Annotated in this window: 15 protein-coding genes; 8 read left to right on the top strand and 7 right to left on the bottom strand. The window is 64.7% G+C overall.

The window, feature by feature from the left end:
* Positions 1–8: 8 nt before the first annotated feature.
* On the bottom strand, positions 9–1,037 hold the full coding sequence (locus JF290_RS05770; protein WP_199023812.1) for an endonuclease/exonuclease/phosphatase family protein: 1,029 nt from the start codon (positions 1,035–1,037) through the stop codon (positions 9–11).
* 137 nt (positions 1,038–1,174) lie between these two features.
* Between JF290_RS05770 and JF290_RS05765 the strand changes: the two genes are divergently transcribed.
* Together JF290_RS05765 and JF290_RS05760 are read left to right on the top strand one after the other, a co-directional pair.
* Positions 1,175–2,596 (top strand): amidase family protein, encoded by a 1,422-nt coding sequence (locus JF290_RS05765; RefSeq protein WP_199023811.1) that lies wholly within the window; start codon positions 1,175–1,177, stop codon positions 2,594–2,596.
* A 39-nt stretch (positions 2,597–2,635) separates the two neighbouring features.
* Entirely contained in the window at positions 2,636–4,195 is a 1,560-nt protein-coding gene (locus JF290_RS05760) for a long-chain-fatty-acid--CoA ligase (RefSeq protein ID WP_199023810.1), read from the top strand.
* A 263-nt stretch (positions 4,196–4,458) separates the two neighbouring features.
* Here the strand turns inward: JF290_RS05760 and JF290_RS05755 are convergent, their stop codons facing one another.
* Complete coding sequence (locus JF290_RS05755; RefSeq protein WP_199023809.1) at positions 4,459–5,220, bottom strand: NAD kinase; 762 nt, start codon at positions 5,218–5,220, stop codon at positions 4,459–4,461.
* Positions 5,221–5,391: 171 nt separating this feature from the next.
* Between JF290_RS05755 and glyA the strand changes: the two genes are divergently transcribed.
* Positions 5,392–6,696 carry a serine hydroxymethyltransferase gene (gene glyA, locus JF290_RS05750; RefSeq protein ID WP_199023808.1) on the top strand — a complete coding sequence of 435 codons (1,305 nt, stop codon included), beginning with the start codon at positions 5,392–5,394 and terminating at the stop codon, positions 6,694–6,696.
* 52 nt (positions 6,697–6,748) lie between these two features.
* Here glyA and JF290_RS05745 read toward each other — a convergent pair whose 3' ends face one another.
* Positions 6,749–7,123: a hypothetical protein gene (locus JF290_RS05745; protein WP_199023807.1), complete on the bottom strand. Its 375-nt coding sequence runs from the start codon at positions 7,121–7,123 to the stop codon at positions 6,749–6,751.
* Between the two features lie 89 nt (positions 7,124–7,212).
* Here JF290_RS05745 and JF290_RS05740 point away from each other — a divergent pair, with 89 nt between their 5' ends.
* Positions 7,213–7,971, top strand: coding sequence for an alpha/beta fold hydrolase (locus JF290_RS05740; protein ID WP_199023806.1), 759 nt, complete (start codon positions 7,213–7,215; stop codon positions 7,969–7,971).
* Here JF290_RS05740 and JF290_RS05735 read toward each other — a convergent pair.
* Both JF290_RS05735 and JF290_RS05730 read right to left on the bottom strand, forming a co-directional pair.
* A complete protein-coding gene (locus JF290_RS05735) occupies positions 7,961–8,155 on the bottom strand; it encodes a CTP synthetase (protein ID WP_199023805.1) in 195 nt (64 codons plus the stop codon). The genes JF290_RS05740 and JF290_RS05735 overlap by 11 nt on opposite strands.
* A gap of 92 nt (positions 8,156–8,247) precedes the next feature.
* The gene (locus JF290_RS05730) at positions 8,248–8,640 is read right to left on the bottom strand and encodes a rhodanese-like domain-containing protein (protein ID WP_199023804.1); all 393 of its coding nucleotides are present in this window, start codon (positions 8,638–8,640) and stop codon (positions 8,248–8,250) included.
* Positions 8,641–8,798: 158 nt separating this feature from the next.
* Between JF290_RS05730 and JF290_RS05725 the strand changes: the two genes are divergently transcribed.
* The gene (locus tag JF290_RS05725) at positions 8,799–9,014 is read left to right on the top strand and encodes a hypothetical protein (RefSeq protein ID WP_199023803.1); all 216 of its coding nucleotides are present in this window, start codon (positions 8,799–8,801) and stop codon (positions 9,012–9,014) included.
* 10 nt (positions 9,015–9,024) lie between these two features.
* On the opposite strand, the gene JF290_RS05720 is transcribed toward JF290_RS05725, so the two are convergent.
* A complete protein-coding gene (locus JF290_RS05720; protein WP_328701209.1) occupies positions 9,025–9,459 on the bottom strand; it encodes a DsrE family protein in 435 nt (144 codons plus the stop codon).
* Between the two features lie 163 nt (positions 9,460–9,622).
* Between JF290_RS05720 and JF290_RS05715 the strand changes: the two genes are divergently transcribed.
* Complete coding sequence (locus tag JF290_RS05715) at positions 9,623–9,760, top strand: entericidin A/B family lipoprotein (RefSeq protein WP_199023802.1); 138 nt, start codon at positions 9,623–9,625, stop codon at positions 9,758–9,760.
* Positions 9,761–10,087: 327 nt separating this feature from the next.
* Entirely contained in the window at positions 10,088–10,336 is a 249-nt protein-coding gene (locus JF290_RS05710) for a hypothetical protein (protein WP_199023801.1), read from the top strand.
* 608 nt (positions 10,337–10,944) lie between these two features.
* Here JF290_RS05710 and lepA read toward each other — a convergent pair.
* Positions 10,945–12,744 carry a translation elongation factor 4 gene (lepA, locus tag JF290_RS05705; RefSeq protein WP_199023800.1) on the bottom strand — a complete coding sequence of 600 codons (1,800 nt, stop codon included), beginning with the start codon at positions 12,742–12,744 and terminating at the stop codon, positions 10,945–10,947.
* 127 nt (positions 12,745–12,871) lie between these two features.
* On the opposite strand from lepA, the gene JF290_RS05700 reads away from it, so the two are divergent.
* Positions 12,872–14,710, top strand: coding sequence for a calcium-binding protein (locus tag JF290_RS05700; RefSeq protein WP_199023799.1), 1,839 nt, complete (start codon positions 12,872–12,874; stop codon positions 14,708–14,710).
* The last annotated feature ends 87 nt before the right edge of the window (positions 14,711–14,797 follow it).

Raw genomic sequence — 14,797 nt, 5'->3', positions numbered from 1 at the left:
GGGCCGGGTCACGCCCCGGCCTCCGCCGCGATGCCGGCGAGGAATTCGTCGGAGTAATCCACCTCGATCTCGATCCAGATCGGCAGGTGATCGGACATCTCGTGCGTCGTCCAGCCCGGATAGGTGCGCGCCCAGTTCGCATAGGGCTTGCCGGTGTCCGGGCTGTCGCGGATATCGCGGGCGATCTGCTCGTAGGCCGCCATGTCTTGGGGGCGGAACACCGACCGCCGCCAATCGAACGCGCCCTTGCGCAGCAGGCGCGTTTCGGTGCCCTGCCCCGAAAACGCGATATGGTCGAACAGCTTGTCGCCCCCGAGATTGGTCGGGCCGAAATCCGGCACGAGGAAACCCGCCGTCTTGAGCGCGGCCATCATCGCGTCGTCGCTGCTTTCGATGTTCATGTCTCCGAGCAGCACATAGACCTCGCCCTCGTCCCTGGCGCGCCGGGCGAGGATATCGGCGAGCGCCGCGATCTCGCGCGCCCTGAGCCCGAGGTCGTCGCCGAAGCGGATATGCGCGGTGCAGAGCGTGAAGCGGAACCAGCCGGCCTGGAACGACGCGAAGAAGGGGGTGCGCGCGATCTGGTCGCCCTCGATCAGCGAGTCGCGCGGCAACACGACCTCGCCGATCAGGTTGCGGAACCGCACCCGGTTGCTGTTGTAGAGAAACGCCATCCGTTCGTCGTTGCCGCTGTCGCCCGCGGTCACGTCGGTGACGAAATAGTCCCAGTTTCCGCCCAGCAGGCCGACCAGACGCTTGAGCGGCCCCAGATCGGGCTTGATCTCCTGCACCGCGCAGATGTCGAAATGATCGATGATCTCGGCGATGTAGTGATAGCTTTCGTCCAGCCGGCTGCGGCCGCCGTCGAAGGCGCGGATGTTCCAGGAGCCGACGATCAGCGAATTGGACCGGCGGGTGTCGCGGATCTGCACCGCGAGGTCGGCGCGCAGACGCAACAGGCCATCCGCGATCCAGCCGCTCTGCCCCGGCGCGCTGCGTCCCGGCGGATAGTCCCGGATGGATTTGTAATAGGCCATGAAGGGTCTCCTCTGAACGGTGCCACCATCCTAGACCGCCCGCCCCATGGCACAATCCCCGACTGCGGCGGCGGCCCTACCTTTTGCTTGCGCCGGTGGTCGGTGCGGATAGGCTGCGGCCAAAGGGAGGACACCGCATGACCGACAGACCCGTATGGCAATGGAGCGCGACCGAAACCGCCAACGCGATCCGCGAAGGCCGGCTGAGCGCCGTTGAGGCCACCGAGGCCGCGCTGGCGCGGATGGGCGAGGTCAACCCGCACCTGAACGCGGTGGTCGAGGACCTGAGCGGCGAAGCGCTGGCCGAGGCGCAGGCGCTGGATGCGCGCGACACGCCCGCGGGTCCGCTGCACGGGGTGCCCGTCACGATCAAGATCAATGTCGACCAGACAGGTCATGCCACCAGCAACGGCCTGCCCGCGCTCAAGGACAATATCGCCCGGGATGACGCACCCATCGTGCGCAACCTCAAGCAGGCGGGTGCCATCGTGATCGGGCGCACCAACACGCCGGAATTCTCCTTTCGCGCCGACACCGACAACCCGCTGCATGGCCGTACCCGCAACCCATGGGGCGACCACATCTCGCCCGGCGGCTCGTCCGGCGGGGCGGGGTCGGCGGTTATGGCCGGGATCGGCGCGCTGGCCCATGGCAACGACATCGGCGGCAGCCTGCGCTTCCCGGCCGCCGCGAATGGCGCGGTCACCGTCAAGCCGGGATTGGGGCGCATCCCCGCCTGGAACCCCAGCCAGAAGGAGGAGCGCGGGATGCTGGCGCAGGCGATGTCGGTGCAGGGCCTGATCGCGCGCAGCGCCGCCGATCTGCACCTGTCGATGCCCGCCGCCATCGCGCCCGATCCGCGCGACCCGTTCCACGTTCCGCTGCCGTGGCGCGGCGCGGCGCTCGACGGCCCGATCCGGGTGGGCTTCACCACCGAGACCCCGGGCTTCGACTTGCATCCCGATGTGGCGCAGGCGCTCGAGGCGGCGCGTGACGCGCTTGCCGATGCGGGCTACGAGGTGGTGCCGATCGACCCGCCGAACCTGCGCGAGGCCGCGCGGACAGGCTATCGCGCGCTGATGGGCGAGGTCCGCGCCCTGATGGAACCCGACGTCAGACAGAACGGCTCGCCCGCGATCAACGCGGTGTTCGATGCCTATTTCGAGGAGTTTCCACCCTTTACCGGGGATGCGTTGCTGCGGGCGATGGCGCAGCGCAGCCAGTTCGCCCGCGAATGGTCGCTGCTGCTGGAGGACACCCCGCTGGTACTGTCACCCTTCCTGCCGCAGCCCTTCTTCGGGCCCGATCGCGACACTGAAGGCGCCGAGGGCGTGCGCGAGGCACTCGGCTCGGCGCTCTGGTCCTATTCGATGAACTTCATGGGGCTGCCGGCGGGCTGCCTGCCGACCCGCCTGGCCGAGTTGCCGAACGGACCGCAGCCAATCAACGTGCAGATCGTGGGCCGTCGCTGGCGCGAGGATCTGATCGTCGATGCCTGCGTCGCCATCGAGAACCGTCTCGGCACGGTCTGCGACACGCTCTGGGCGCGGATGGGCTGAGACCGGCCGAAAGGACCGACAACGGGGAGGGATCAAGCAATGCAAGTGACGTCAATCCTGCGCCGCGCCGCGCAGATCAACCCAGAGGGCAAGGCGACGATCTTCGCGGATCGCTCCCAAAGCTGGCGCGCGTTGCAGACGCGGGTCGCGAAACTGGCCGGGGCGCTGCAGCGGCTGGGCATGGCCGAGGGCGACCGTGTCGCGCTTCTGTCGCTGAACTCGGATCGCTTCATAGAGTATTTCTTTGCCGTGCTCTGGGGCGGCGGGGTGATGATGCCGATGAACGTCCGCTGGTCGCCGAAGGAATGCGCCTATGCGTTGAACGATGCCGGAGCGCGAATCCTGCTGGTGGACGACGCTTTCGCACCGTCCGTCGCGCAGATAGCGGAAGAGGTGCCGGGCCTGACGACACTGGTCCATTGCGGTGACGGCGATACGCCCGAGGGCATGCTGAGCTATGAAACCCTGCTGTCGCAGGCCGACGCGGTGGAGGAGTCCGGGCGCGGCGGCGATGATCTGGCGGGGATCTTCTATACCGGCGGCACCACGGGCTTTCCCAAGGGCGTGATGCTGTCGCACACCAATTTCTATGTCGGCGGCATGTCCAACGTCAGCGAACTGCACCTGTCGGATCGCGACATCTACCTGCACGCCGCGCCGATGTTCCACATCGCGGACCTGCTCTGGTTTGTCGCCGTCACGGTCGTCGCGGGCACCCATGTGGTGATCCCCGCCTTCACGCCCGACGCGACGCTCGCAGCGATCGAGACGCACCGGCCCAGCCACGTGCTGCTGGTGCCGGTAATGCTGCAGATGGTGATGCAGAGCCCGAAACTGGCCGACGCCGACATCTCCTCGATCCGGCTCATCGCCTACGGCGCATCGCCGATCACCGAAGCGACGCTGAAGAAGGCGTTCGCGCTGTTTCCCAACGCGCGCTTCGTGCAGGCTTTCGGGCAGACCGAGCTCAGCCCCGTGGCGACGATCCTCGGTGCCGAGTATCACGTTCTGGACGGCCCCAACGCCGGCAAGCTGCGCTCGGCCGGACGCGCCACCCGGGTGTGCGAGATCCGGATCCTGGACGATACTGGCGCTGAGCTTCCCACCGGCGAGGTCGGCGAGATCGCCGTCAAGGGGCCGATCACCATGCTCGGCTACTGGAACAGGCCCGAGGTGACCGCCGCGACCCTGCGCGACGGCTGGGTGCATACGGGCGACGCCGGCTACATGGACGCGGACGGCTTCGTGTTCCTGATGGACCGGATCAAGGACATGATCATCTCGGGTGGCGAGAATGTCTATTCCGCCGAGGTCGAAAACGCGCTGGGGCAGCATCCGGCCGTCGCCACCAGCGCCGTGATCGGGATTCCCAGCGACACCTGGGGCGAGAGCGTGCATGCGGTGGTGATACTGAAGGACGGCGCCAAGGCCAGCGAGGAGGAGCTGTCGGCGCATTGCCATGGCCTGATCGCCGGGTTCAAATGCCCGCGCAGCTATGAATTCCGCACCGAGCCATTTCCGCTCTCCGGGGCGAACAAGGTGCTGAAGACGGAATTGCGCAAACCCTACTGGGACGGACGCGACCGGGCGATTTCCTGACCCGGCCGGGTGGTTGAGCCTCCCGGAAAAAAGAAGCGCGGACGCAGGGTTTCCCCTGCGCCCGACTTCCGTACCAAATCACTCTTTACACAACTCTGAATGTTTCGATCTTCGAGGCTCAAATGGCTTGCCTTCAATGAGGTCAACATGCCACGTCGGCACCCCCTTCTCTGTAAGCTTGTTCACACAAGATGAAAGAAAGGTGCAGATCAGCGGACTTTTTTCCCAAAAAGCCGGTTCAGAGCGCGAACAGTCCGCGAAAATCAGGTGAATTGTTCGGAAATCAGCCGCTCTTCGAGCCCGTGGCCCGGATCGAAGAGAATCCGGTGCGAAATCGCCGGCTCGGAGCGGATCTCGACCCAGTCGATGTCGCGGATCGAGATCGAGTCGGCATCCGCCATCACCGGGCGCTTGTCCGCCTCGAGCACGTCGAACCGCACCCGCGCGGTCTTGGGCAGAAGCGCCCCGCGCCACCGCCGGGGCCGAAAGGCGGCGATCGCCGTCAACGCAAGGACATCCGCACCGATCGGCAATATCGGGCCATGGGCGGAATAATTGTAGGCGGTCGAACCCGCCGGGGTCGCCAGCAGCGCCCCGTCGCAGACCAGTTCGGACAGCCGGACCCGGCCATCAACGGTGATCTTGAGCTTGGCGGCCTGTGGACCCGCACGCAGCAGCGACACCTCGTTGATCGCCAGCGCGTGGTGCTCCTCCCCGGCCTGGTCCATCGCCCGCATCGACAGCGGGTTGATGACCTCGGCCTCGGCCGCGCCCAGCCGCTCGATCAGGTCGGTTTCGCTGTAGTCGTTCATCAGGAATCCGATGGTGCCGCGATTCATGCCATAGACCGGCACCGACAGCGCCTGCGTCGCATGCATCGTGCGCAGCATGTATCCGTCGCCCCCCAGCGCGACGATCACATCCGCATCGCGCGGCGCGACATTCCCGTAGCGCCCGATCAAGGCCGCGCGCGCCGTTTGCGCCACCGGGGCCTCGCTGGCCATGAACGCAATTCGTAATGTCATGAGATCGGGTTTCCGGTATTGCGCATCCGGTTCCGAAACAACCACACCTTTCCCCAGTTGACCAGTCATGCCGGCCGGCGCGCCCGTTGGGTCGCTTTATCGGCTTTTCGCATGGTCCGGTTTCCGATAGGAAATCCGCCAGACCCCCTTGCCCTGCGACAGGAGTGCCGAATGAACGCCCCCCACCGAGACGCCGCCGACACAGGCTTTTTCACCGAACCGCTTTCCAGCCGTGATCCCGAGATATTCGGGGCGATCGGGGCGGAGCTTGGGCGGCAGCGTGACGAGATCGAGCTGATCGCCTCCGAGAACATCGTTTCGGCGGCGGTGATGGAGGCGCAGGGCTCGGTGATGACCAACAAGTATGCCGAGGGCTACCCCGGACGGCGCTACTACGGCGGCTGCCAGTTCGTCGACATCGCCGAAAACCTCGCCATTGCGCGCGCCTGCGAGCTGTTTTCATGCGGGTTCGCCAACGTGCAGCCCAATTCCGGCAGCCAGGCCAACCAGGGTGTCTTCACCGCGCTGCTCAAGCCCGGCGACACCATCCTCGGGATGTCCTTGGACGCCGGCGGCCACCTGACCCACGGCGCCGCGCCGAACCAGTCAGGCAAGTGGTTCAACGCCGTGCAATACGGTGTGCGCCGGGAGGACAACCGGCTGGACTACGACCAGGTCGCCGCCCTAGCCGCCGAGCACAAGCCCAGGCTCATCATCGCCGGCGGCTCGGCCATCCCGCGCCAGATCGATTTTGCCCGCATGCGCGAGATCGCCGACAGCGTCGGCGCCTGGCTGCTGGTGGACATGGCGCATTTTGCTGGCCTCGTCGCGGCGGGCGAACACCCAAGCCCCTTCCCGCACGCCCATGTCGCCACGACCACGACCCACAAGACCCTGCGCGGGCCGCGCGGCGGCATGATCCTGACGAATGACGAAGGATTGGCCAAGAAGTTCAACTCGGCGATCTTCCCCGGCATCCAGGGCGGCCCCCTGATGCACGTGATCGCGGCCAAGGCGGTGGCCTTCGGCGAGGCGCTACGGCCGGAATTCAAATCCTATATTCAACAGGTTATCACCAACGCCCAGGCGCTGAGCGACCGGCTGATCAAGGGCGGGCTGGACACCGTAACCAAGGGCACCGACACCCATGTGGTGCTGGTCGACCTGCGCCCCAAGGGCGTGAAGGGCAATGCGACCGAACAGGCGCTGGGGCGCGCGCACATCACCTGCAACAAGAACGGTGTGCCGTTCGATCCGGAAAAGCCGACCGTGACCAGCGGCGTCCGCCTCGGCAGCCCGGCGGGCACCACCCGCGGCTTCGGCGAGGCCGAGTTCCGCCAGATCGCCGACTGGATCATCGAGGTGGTCGACGGGCTGGCGGCAAACGGCGAAGACGGCAACTCCGAGGTCGAAGCCCGCGTCAAGGCCCAGGTCGCCGACCTCTGCCAACGTTTTCCGATCTACCCGAACCTCTGATCACGAAACGGCCCGGCGCACACAACGCCGGGCCTGAAAAACGTGGGTCGCGTCAGAGAAATCCGCGCCAGACCAGCACCCCGATCAAGAGCGCCGTGAAGGCGATCAGGTTGAAGGACAGGCCGCCCAGCATCCCCAGCCACCATCCCTTGCGCCTGTCGGCCACGTCGATGGTCTTCAAATGCGCACGCAACTCACCTGCCGAGCGCGACAGCGCGGCCCGGTCGAGCGTCAGGCTCAGCCTGGGATGATCCAGCACCTGCTCGGCCCGGGCAAGCTCCGCCAGCGCACCCTTGGCCCAGGACGGCAGCAGGCGCTTGCTGCGCGACAGCGCCCGTTCGGCGGACGTGCCGCGCACGCCCAGCTTGGTGCGCAGCAGGTCCAGTGTCTGGCGGATCTCGGTCCGGATGGCATCGGTTTCGGTCACGGCGGGTCTCCTTGGTCGAGACTTAGCGTCCCGGGCGGGCGGGCTCAATGGGTCTGGTCGCGGCTCCGCATGGAAGTTATGACATCTGCATGCTGAACAAGATCACCCACGGAACCCCGACCGACTTGCCGACGCTGCTGATCGCGCACGGCCTCTACGGCTCGGCCCGCAACTGGGGCGTCATCGCCCGCCGCATCTCCGACAGCCGGCGGGTCGTCGCCGTGGACATGCGAAATCACGGCGACAGCCCATGGTCGCCGCGGCACGACTATCCCGAGATGGCCGACGACCTTGCCGAGGTGATTTCCGATATCGGTGGGCCGGTGGACGTTGTCGGCCATTCGATGGGGGGCAAGGCGGCGATGATGCTGGCGCTGCGCCACCCGGAGGCGCTGCGCCGGCTGGTCGTGGCCGATATCGCGCCGGTCGACTACACGCATTCGCAACTGCACTTCATCACCGCGATGAAATCCGTCCACCTCGACACCGTCACGCGCCGTTCGGACGCCGAAAAGCAGCTCGCCGCGCAGGGGATCGACCCCGCGCTGCAGAGCTTCTTCACCCAGTCCCTGGATGTGCCCGGCCGCGCCTGGAAGCTGAATCTCGACGTCCTGGCCGAGGAGATGCCGAGGATCATGTCCTTCCCGGACATCGATGCCCACTGGGATGGGCCGGCGCTGTTTCTTGCGGGAGCCGAGTCCGACTATGTGAAGCAGGAACACCGGGCACGCATCCGCGCCCTATTTCCCCAGGCCCGCTTTGCCAAGCTGCCGGGCGCGGGCCATTGGCTCCACGCCGAGAAGCCGCGCGAGTTCGAAGCCGCGCTCAGGACGTTCCTCAGGGCCTGACCTGCCCGTCATAGAGCTTGCGCGCCACAAGGTAGGCCACCGGCAGGCCCAGCAACGCGCCTGCGGCGGCGGCGATCAGGATCGGCACCAGCGTATCATACCCCGCCGTCAGGGCGACGATGATGAACGTGCCCGCCAGCGACGTGGCGATGATCGAATATAAAATCGACGCGAGGCGGATCATGGCATTCTCCTGCAAGGATTCCGGACAGGTCGAAACATATCGGTTTCAGAATGTCGCAACCTTGATCCGAATCAATCCGGCCGCGCGCGGCGCTACATGCCCGGGTCGATGGGCTGTTCGACGGGGCCGCCGGAAGACTGCCAATCCGACAGGCCACCGACATTGAAGACGCTCTTGTAACCCATGTCTTTCAACAGTTTTCCGGCCAGCGCCGCCCGCCCGCCCGAGGCGCAATGCAGCACGACCGGACGGTCGAACTGCAGCTCGGGATCATGAAATTGGGTTTCCGGGTCGGCCCGGAACTCGAGCATTCCGCGTGGGATATGGTGCGAGCCCGTGGCACGCCCGGCCCGTTCCAGCTCCGGCGCGTCGCGCACGTCCAGCAGCAGCGCCCCGTCCGCGACCAGCTCCTGGGCGCGCGCGCCATCTATGCGTTCGACGGCGGCGTTGGCCGCCTCCATCATCTCCTTGACCGTAACCGGCATGGTGTCTCCCCGTTTGCAGATTTCAAAACGCTAACATGTGCCCGCGCCGATGAATAGCACCTGAGCAAGCCGCTTTTTTCGCGTCTCCGTTAACCGGTCGTTCATCTTCGCCGTCCTAGCCTGAACGGGCCCTGTTCGCCTTGAAAGGACCGTTCGGAATGATCGCATTTCTCGTCCTCGCGCTGTTTTCCGGTGTCGCGTTCGCCGGCGTCGGTGCGGCCATGGGAGCAGGGATCTGGGCGGTTCTGCTGTGGTATGGCGCCGGCTGCTGGGCCGGGTTCCTGCTCTTCCTCGCGGCGATTCTGACGGTGCGTCGGGGACCTTGGCGGGGGCCGGACCTGCAGACCGGCCCGGCCATTCCCGCCGACAGGTGACAGGCCGCGCTCAGGGGCGCACGTAGGCGTAGCCCTGTTCCTGCAACTCGACCAGACGCACCACGCCCGAGGGCACGATCCGCGCCTCGTCCATCAGCTCGATCTCGTGACCCGCCTTGGCCGACATGGCCCGGTGAGTGTTGCCACAGGCAGCGAAGCTGAGGTTTTCCATCTCCAGGCTCATGCTGGAGATGCGGTCCTCGACCGGACTCTTGCCCGGGATCAGCATGGTCAGGCCAGGGCCATAGGTCACCATCTCGATCACCACGCTATCGCCCTGGGATTCATAGTAGTTCGCCAGGTTCTGCGCATTGTTCAGCGCCATGGTCATGACCCATGGATCGTCCTGGTTGACGTGGATCGCGACGTGATGGGTTTCGCCCTCGGCCCAGGCAGAGCCGGCGAGACTCGTGGCGATGGCGGCAGCGGCGAGCATGTGTTTCATTTTTCTCTCCCTTTGTTGGTGAGGCGACGATAGCGGCGGGGCGGGCAGTTGCATAGAAAAATGAGAATGTGAGATTCATGTCCGCGCAAACACGTTGCAAGGGCCTTGTCAAAACCGCGGGAACGGAGTTCATACTGATACGCAAAAAGGCAAGGAGACCCACATGATACGACCCATTCTGATCGGGCTGGCGCTGGTCGCGCTGACCGCCTGTGAAACCGCCAAAGGCGCTGGCCGCGACATCCAGAAGGCCGGTGACACGATCACCGACACGGCGGAAGACGTCCAGAAAAAGCTGTAACCCCAGCGGCGCGGCGCTCGCTCCGGTGGCGCCGTTTCAACCTGTATTTGGACAGGACCCCAGTACCCGATCTCCGGTCTTGCACAACGCGGTTCGACCAGATCGCCGACCGGTTGCGAGGGCCCCCGCGACCATCCTCCAGACAAACCGTCGGGTCGGCCCGGGCGGTTGGATTGCGCGTCCCGGCACGATGAACGGACGCGGCGCAGATTTTCCTTGCGCGACTCGCGGCGTGGCCCCATATCCCCGCCATCCGGGCGCGAGGCTCCGCCCGGAGGCCGCAAGGAGACCGCCCCAGGGCAACCGCCTCGCTCACAGGACATGCCGATGCGCATTCTGCTCGCTGCAGCCCTTCTGGCCGCAGCCCCCGCCTTTGCCGATGAAACAACCGGAACCATCCTCGCCTTTGACCGGGTGGACGGGGTGATCGTTCTGAATGACAAGACCGTCTGGGAACTGGCCGCCGATGTCGCCGTTCCCGAAGACCTCGCCGCGGGCGACAAGATCACGCTGGTCTATGAAACCGCCGGAGAGGAAGGCCTGACCAAGATCGACTCCGTGACGCGCGCGGAGTGACATTCCGGCGGTGCTTCGGATCGAAGCACCGCCCCGAAACCGAGCATGCAACGCCTGTCCCGGAAGATGTGCAGTGGGCGGTTTCCGGCAAAGCGGCACTGGCGCTTGGATCAGTTCCGGCACGATCGGAAATCGGGCATTTGGCTGTCGCCTCCATGTCAGTCGGTCAACGTCGATACACGCGACGGCCCCAAAGCGCGCTCCCTCAGCAAGAGACAAGTCTCCACCAGGCGCGAGACACAAACCCGAGGGTGGAACGTCCGCGACCGAACGCGAGGTCGCTTCGCTCCTCCCCTGCTCCCGACCTTATGCAAAGTCCAGATGCCGTTCTATCCAGGAGCGGCTGCGCCAGCGATCCCCCGGGGAGAGGTCGGTCGCGGCCCGACGGTGCCCGCCGGGCAGTGGGGCTGGAGATTTCGGCGATTAAGTGGCGTGCGCGTGGCGTGGGTCGCGGGCGGGGCCGCTCCTCCTGACCAATGTGGGCCCGCAGTCGGCCGCGCCAACCGCTTTCGCCCACCGGCCTTTTCAAGCGCTTTAACTGCACCGGGTGCCGGAAACATTCGGCTTTGCCAAACGTCTACCCGCAAGCGCTCCTAGAATGGACAGGCTCAGCTGTCCATTTTAAGGGCGGAAATAAACGCTTCCTGCGGGATGTCCACCTTGCCGAACTGGCGCATCCGCTTCTTGCCCTTCTTCTGCTTCTCCAGAAGCTTTTTCTTGCGGGTGGCGTCGCCGCCGTAGCATTTGGCGGTCACGTCCTTGCGCATGGCCGAGAGGGTCTCGCGGGCGATGACCTTGCCTCCGATCGCGGCCTGGATCGGGATCTTGAACATGTGGCGCGGGATCAGATCCTTGAGCTTTTCGACCATGGCGCGCCCGCGGGCCTCGGCGCGGTCGCGGTGCACCATCATCGACAGCGCATCGACCGGTTCGTCATTCACCAGGATCGACATCTTCACCAGGTTGTCCTGGCGGTATTCGGTCAGCTGGTAGTCAAAGCTCGCATAGCCCTTGGTGACCGATTTCAGCCGGTCGTAGAAATCGAACACCACTTCGTTCAGCGGCAGGTCATAGACCACCATGGCGCGGCTGCCGGCATAGGTCAGGTCGAGCTGGATGCCGCGGCGGTCCTGGCAAAGCTTCAGAACATCGCCAAGGTAGTCGTCGGGCACGAGGATCGTGGCCTTGATCCGGGGTTCTTCGAGGTGATCGACATGGGTCAGGTCGGGCATGTCGGCGGGGTTGTGCAGCTCGGTCATCTCGCCGTCGCGCATGTAGACGTGATAGACCACGCTGGGCGCGGTGGTGATGAGATCGATATCGTATTCACGCTCGATCCGGTCGCGCACGACCTCCAGATGCAGCAGGCCGAGAAAGCCGCAGCGAAAGCCGAAGCCCAGCGCCGCGGAGGTTTCCATCTCGAAACTGAAGGAGGCGTCGTTCAGGGCCAGTTTCTCGATCGCGTCGCGCAGGTCTTCGAATTCGGCGGAATCGACCGGGAAGAGACCGCAGAACACCACTGGCTGGGCGGGCTTGAAGCCCGGAAGCGCCTTGGCGCAGCCGTTCTTCTCATGCGTGATCGTGTCGCCGACCCGGGTATCGCGGACCTGCTTGATCGACGCGGTGAGAAAGCCGATCTCGCCGGGGCCGAGTTCGTCGACCGTGGTCATCGCCGGGCGGAAGACGCCGATGCGGTCGACATGGTGCACGCTGCCGTTCTGCATCATGCGAACCCGGTCGCCCTTCTTCAGCACGCCGTCCATGATGCGCACCAGAACGATGACGCCCAGATAGCTGTCATACCAGCTGTCGACCAGCATCGCCTTGAGCGGCGCGTCGCGGTCACCCTTGGGCGCGGGCAGGTGGTGAACGATGGCTTCCAGCGTCTCGTGGATGCCGACGCCGGTCTTGGCGCTGACCCGGATGGCGCCGGAGGCGTCGATGCCGATCACGTCCTCGATCTGCTCGGCCACGCGGTCGCAATCGGTGGCGGGCAGGTCGATCTTGTTCAGCACCGGAACGATCTCGTGGTCGGCGTCGATGGCCTGGTAGACATTGGCCAGCGTCTGTGCCTCGACCCCTTGGGTGGAATCGACCACCAGCAGCGACCCTTCGACCGCGCGCATCGAGCGGGAAACCTCGTAGGCAAAGTCCACGTGACCGGGCGTGTCGATCAGGTTCAGCACGTAGTCCTCGCCGTTGTCGGCGGTATAGTTGATCCGGACGGTCTGCGCCTTGATGGTGATGCCGCGTTCGCGTTCGATATCCATGCTGTCGAGCATTTGCTCCTTCATCTCGCGCAGCGAGACGGTGTTCGTCTCCTGGATGAGGCGATCGGCGAGCGTGGATTTCCCGTGGTCGATATGGGCGACGATGGAGAAATTGCGGATATGCGAGAGCGGTGTCATGGCGTGGATATGAGCGGGAAACAGGCAAGCGTCAAGCCGATGCGTGTTTGCAGCCAAGCTGGCTTGACGCGGAATCGCAACGTGTCCTAGCGTATGGGCAAGGTTATTTCAGCGAAGGGTTTTCAAGATGCCGATTGTAGAGATCGACACGCTGCAACGCGTGCGGGACATGGGGTTCGATAACGGCTTTGGAACATCGTATTTCGCGCCGGGACGGCTGACCAGTATCGAAACCGGCGGGCAAAACTACCTGGTGATGGCGTCCGAGGGCAACGGGTTCGGCATGGCGACCATTGCGAGCAACGGCGCGCTGGATTTTGTCGATGCCTATGGCACGTCCTTTGATCGGCTCGACAGCTATTCATTCGGCAGCAACACCATCGCCAGCATCGAAAAGAACGGCGTCAGCTATGTCTACCTGAGCGGCAGCGCGACCCGGCTGGAGAATAACCAGCAGTTCTTTGACACCGGGCTGTTCGTGATCAAGTTCGACGGCACCGGCGCGCCCGAGGTGATCCAGCATCGCGACCTGACCAATGCGCCGCAGGGCTATGGCACGGTCAGTTCCTTCGGCTCGGACCCCAAGATCGTCAATATCGGCGGGCGTGACATCCTGATCTCGTCGGACGGGGCGCGCACTTCATCGACCAATGGCACGTTCGAGACCTTCCAGATCCGAGCCAACGGCAAGCTGAAGCCGCTCGAGAGCACGGAACCCTTCATCTACGATTTTGAAAAGAACGACGTCGTGACAGTGGATGGCAAGACCTATGTGGTGGCTTTCGGCCAGTTCGACATTGCGCCCTTGCAGGTGCTGCGGTTGAAGCGCGACGGCAGCCTGACCGAAGCCTACGAGGTGCCCACGACCGACAGCGCAATCTACAACCGGATCACCAGCGACCTGGAGCCGGTCGAGATCGGCGGGCGTTCTTTTGTCGTGGTTCCCGAGGTCACGGCGGGCACGATCCTCGTTTATGAGATCCTCGGCAACGGGCGGCTGGAACTGATCGATCAGGAAGTGCCCAGTATTGGCGACCAGTGGGGCGCGCCCGAGACAGTCGTAGCCTTCGAGGAAGATGGCTTGCACTACATCGCCACCGGCGGATATGGCCGCAGCATCGCGATCTTCCGCATGACCGAGGGCGGCGCGCTACACGAGGTGGACGAGTTTCAGCCCGCAACCCAGCTGGGCCGCACCTATGACTTGGAGGCACGCGATATCGGCGGCGAACAGTTCCTGTTCTCGTCCAGCGGAGCGTTGGACGAGGTGCGGGCGCTGCGCTTCGTGCCGATCGACGACAGCATAAACGGCAATGGCGGCAACAATTCCATTGTCGGCACGCCACAGGACGATCTGATCTTTGGCCTCAAAGGGCGCGACACGCTCAAGGGCGCGGCGGGCGATGACGTGCTGGAGGGCGGCAAGGGGCTGGACATGCTGAAAGGCGGCAAGGGCAAGGACAGTCTTTTCGGCGGCGATGGCCGCGACACGCTCCTGGGCGGGGATGACGGTGATTTCCTGTTCGGCGATGCCGATGACGATTCCGTGATGGGACAGAACGGCAACGACTATGCCTATGGCGGCGCGGGCGATGACACCGTCACCGGAGGCGGCGGCAACGACCGGGTGTTCGGTGGCAACGGAGACGACAAGGTCAAGGGCGGGTCTGGCAACGACGTCCTGAGCGACGGAAAAGGCAAGGATTCGATGCTGGGCGGGTCCGGCAACGACGTGTTCGTGTTCACGAAGGACAACAAGCGCGACAAGATCCAAGATTTCGAGGACGGCAACGACAGGATCGACCTGACGGATTACGGTCGCGGTCTTGAATTTTCCGACCTGACCGTCACGCAAAATGGCAACAATGTCACAGTTGAGGTATTGGGTGACACCATCCTTGTGAAATCCGCGACCGGGCAGATCTTCGATTTCCAGTTGAGCCTGGGCGATTTCATCTTCGCGTGATGGTGTGGGCGGTGCCCCCTTGGCAGCATTGATCGGCGGAGCAGTTTGCGGCATAGTCTCGCGAAAACCTGAGCGGGCAACGTCCCG

This window comes from Sedimentitalea arenosa, assembly GCF_016428585.1.
GTDB lineage: Bacteria > Pseudomonadota > Alphaproteobacteria > Rhodobacterales > Rhodobacteraceae > Sedimentitalea > Sedimentitalea arenosa.
This window is presented reverse-complemented; position numbering and strand designations above follow the sequence as displayed.

Bases quoted from the DNA above. Each gene is read 5' to 3' on its own strand.
- JF290_RS05770 (WP_199023812.1), bottom strand. From the start codon at position 1,037: ATGGCCTATTACAAATCCATCCGGGACTATCCGCCGGGACGCAGCGCG.
- JF290_RS05765 (WP_199023811.1), top strand. From the start codon at position 1,175: ATGACCGACAGACCCGTATGGCAATGGAGCGCGACCGAAACCGCCAAC.
- JF290_RS05760 (WP_199023810.1), top strand. From the start codon at position 2,636: ATGCAAGTGACGTCAATCCTGCGCCGCGCCGCGCAGATCAACCCAGAG.
- JF290_RS05755 (WP_199023809.1), bottom strand. From the start codon at position 5,220: ATGACATTACGAATTGCGTTCATGGCCAGCGAGGCCCCGGTGGCGCAA.
- glyA (WP_199023808.1), top strand. From the start codon at position 5,392: ATGAACGCCCCCCACCGAGACGCCGCCGACACAGGCTTTTTCACCGAA.
- JF290_RS05740 (WP_199023806.1), top strand. From the start codon at position 7,213: ATGCTGAACAAGATCACCCACGGAACCCCGACCGACTTGCCGACGCTG.
- JF290_RS05735 (WP_199023805.1), bottom strand. From the start codon at position 8,155: ATGATCCGCCTCGCGTCGATTTTATATTCGATCATCGCCACGTCGCTG.
- JF290_RS05730 (WP_199023804.1), bottom strand. From the start codon at position 8,640: ATGCCGGTTACGGTCAAGGAGATGATGGAGGCGGCCAACGCCGCCGTC.
- JF290_RS05725 (WP_199023803.1), top strand. From the start codon at position 8,799: ATGATCGCATTTCTCGTCCTCGCGCTGTTTTCCGGTGTCGCGTTCGCC.
- JF290_RS05720 (WP_328701209.1), bottom strand. From the start codon at position 9,459: ATGAAACACATGCTCGCCGCTGCCGCCATCGCCACGAGTCTCGCCGGC.
- JF290_RS05715 (WP_199023802.1), top strand. From the start codon at position 9,623: ATGATACGACCCATTCTGATCGGGCTGGCGCTGGTCGCGCTGACCGCC.
- JF290_RS05710 (WP_199023801.1), top strand. From the start codon at position 10,088: ATGCGCATTCTGCTCGCTGCAGCCCTTCTGGCCGCAGCCCCCGCCTTT.
- lepA (WP_199023800.1), bottom strand. From the start codon at position 12,744: ATGACACCGCTCTCGCATATCCGCAATTTCTCCATCGTCGCCCATATC.
- JF290_RS05700 (WP_199023799.1), top strand. From the start codon at position 12,872: ATGCCGATTGTAGAGATCGACACGCTGCAACGCGTGCGGGACATGGGG.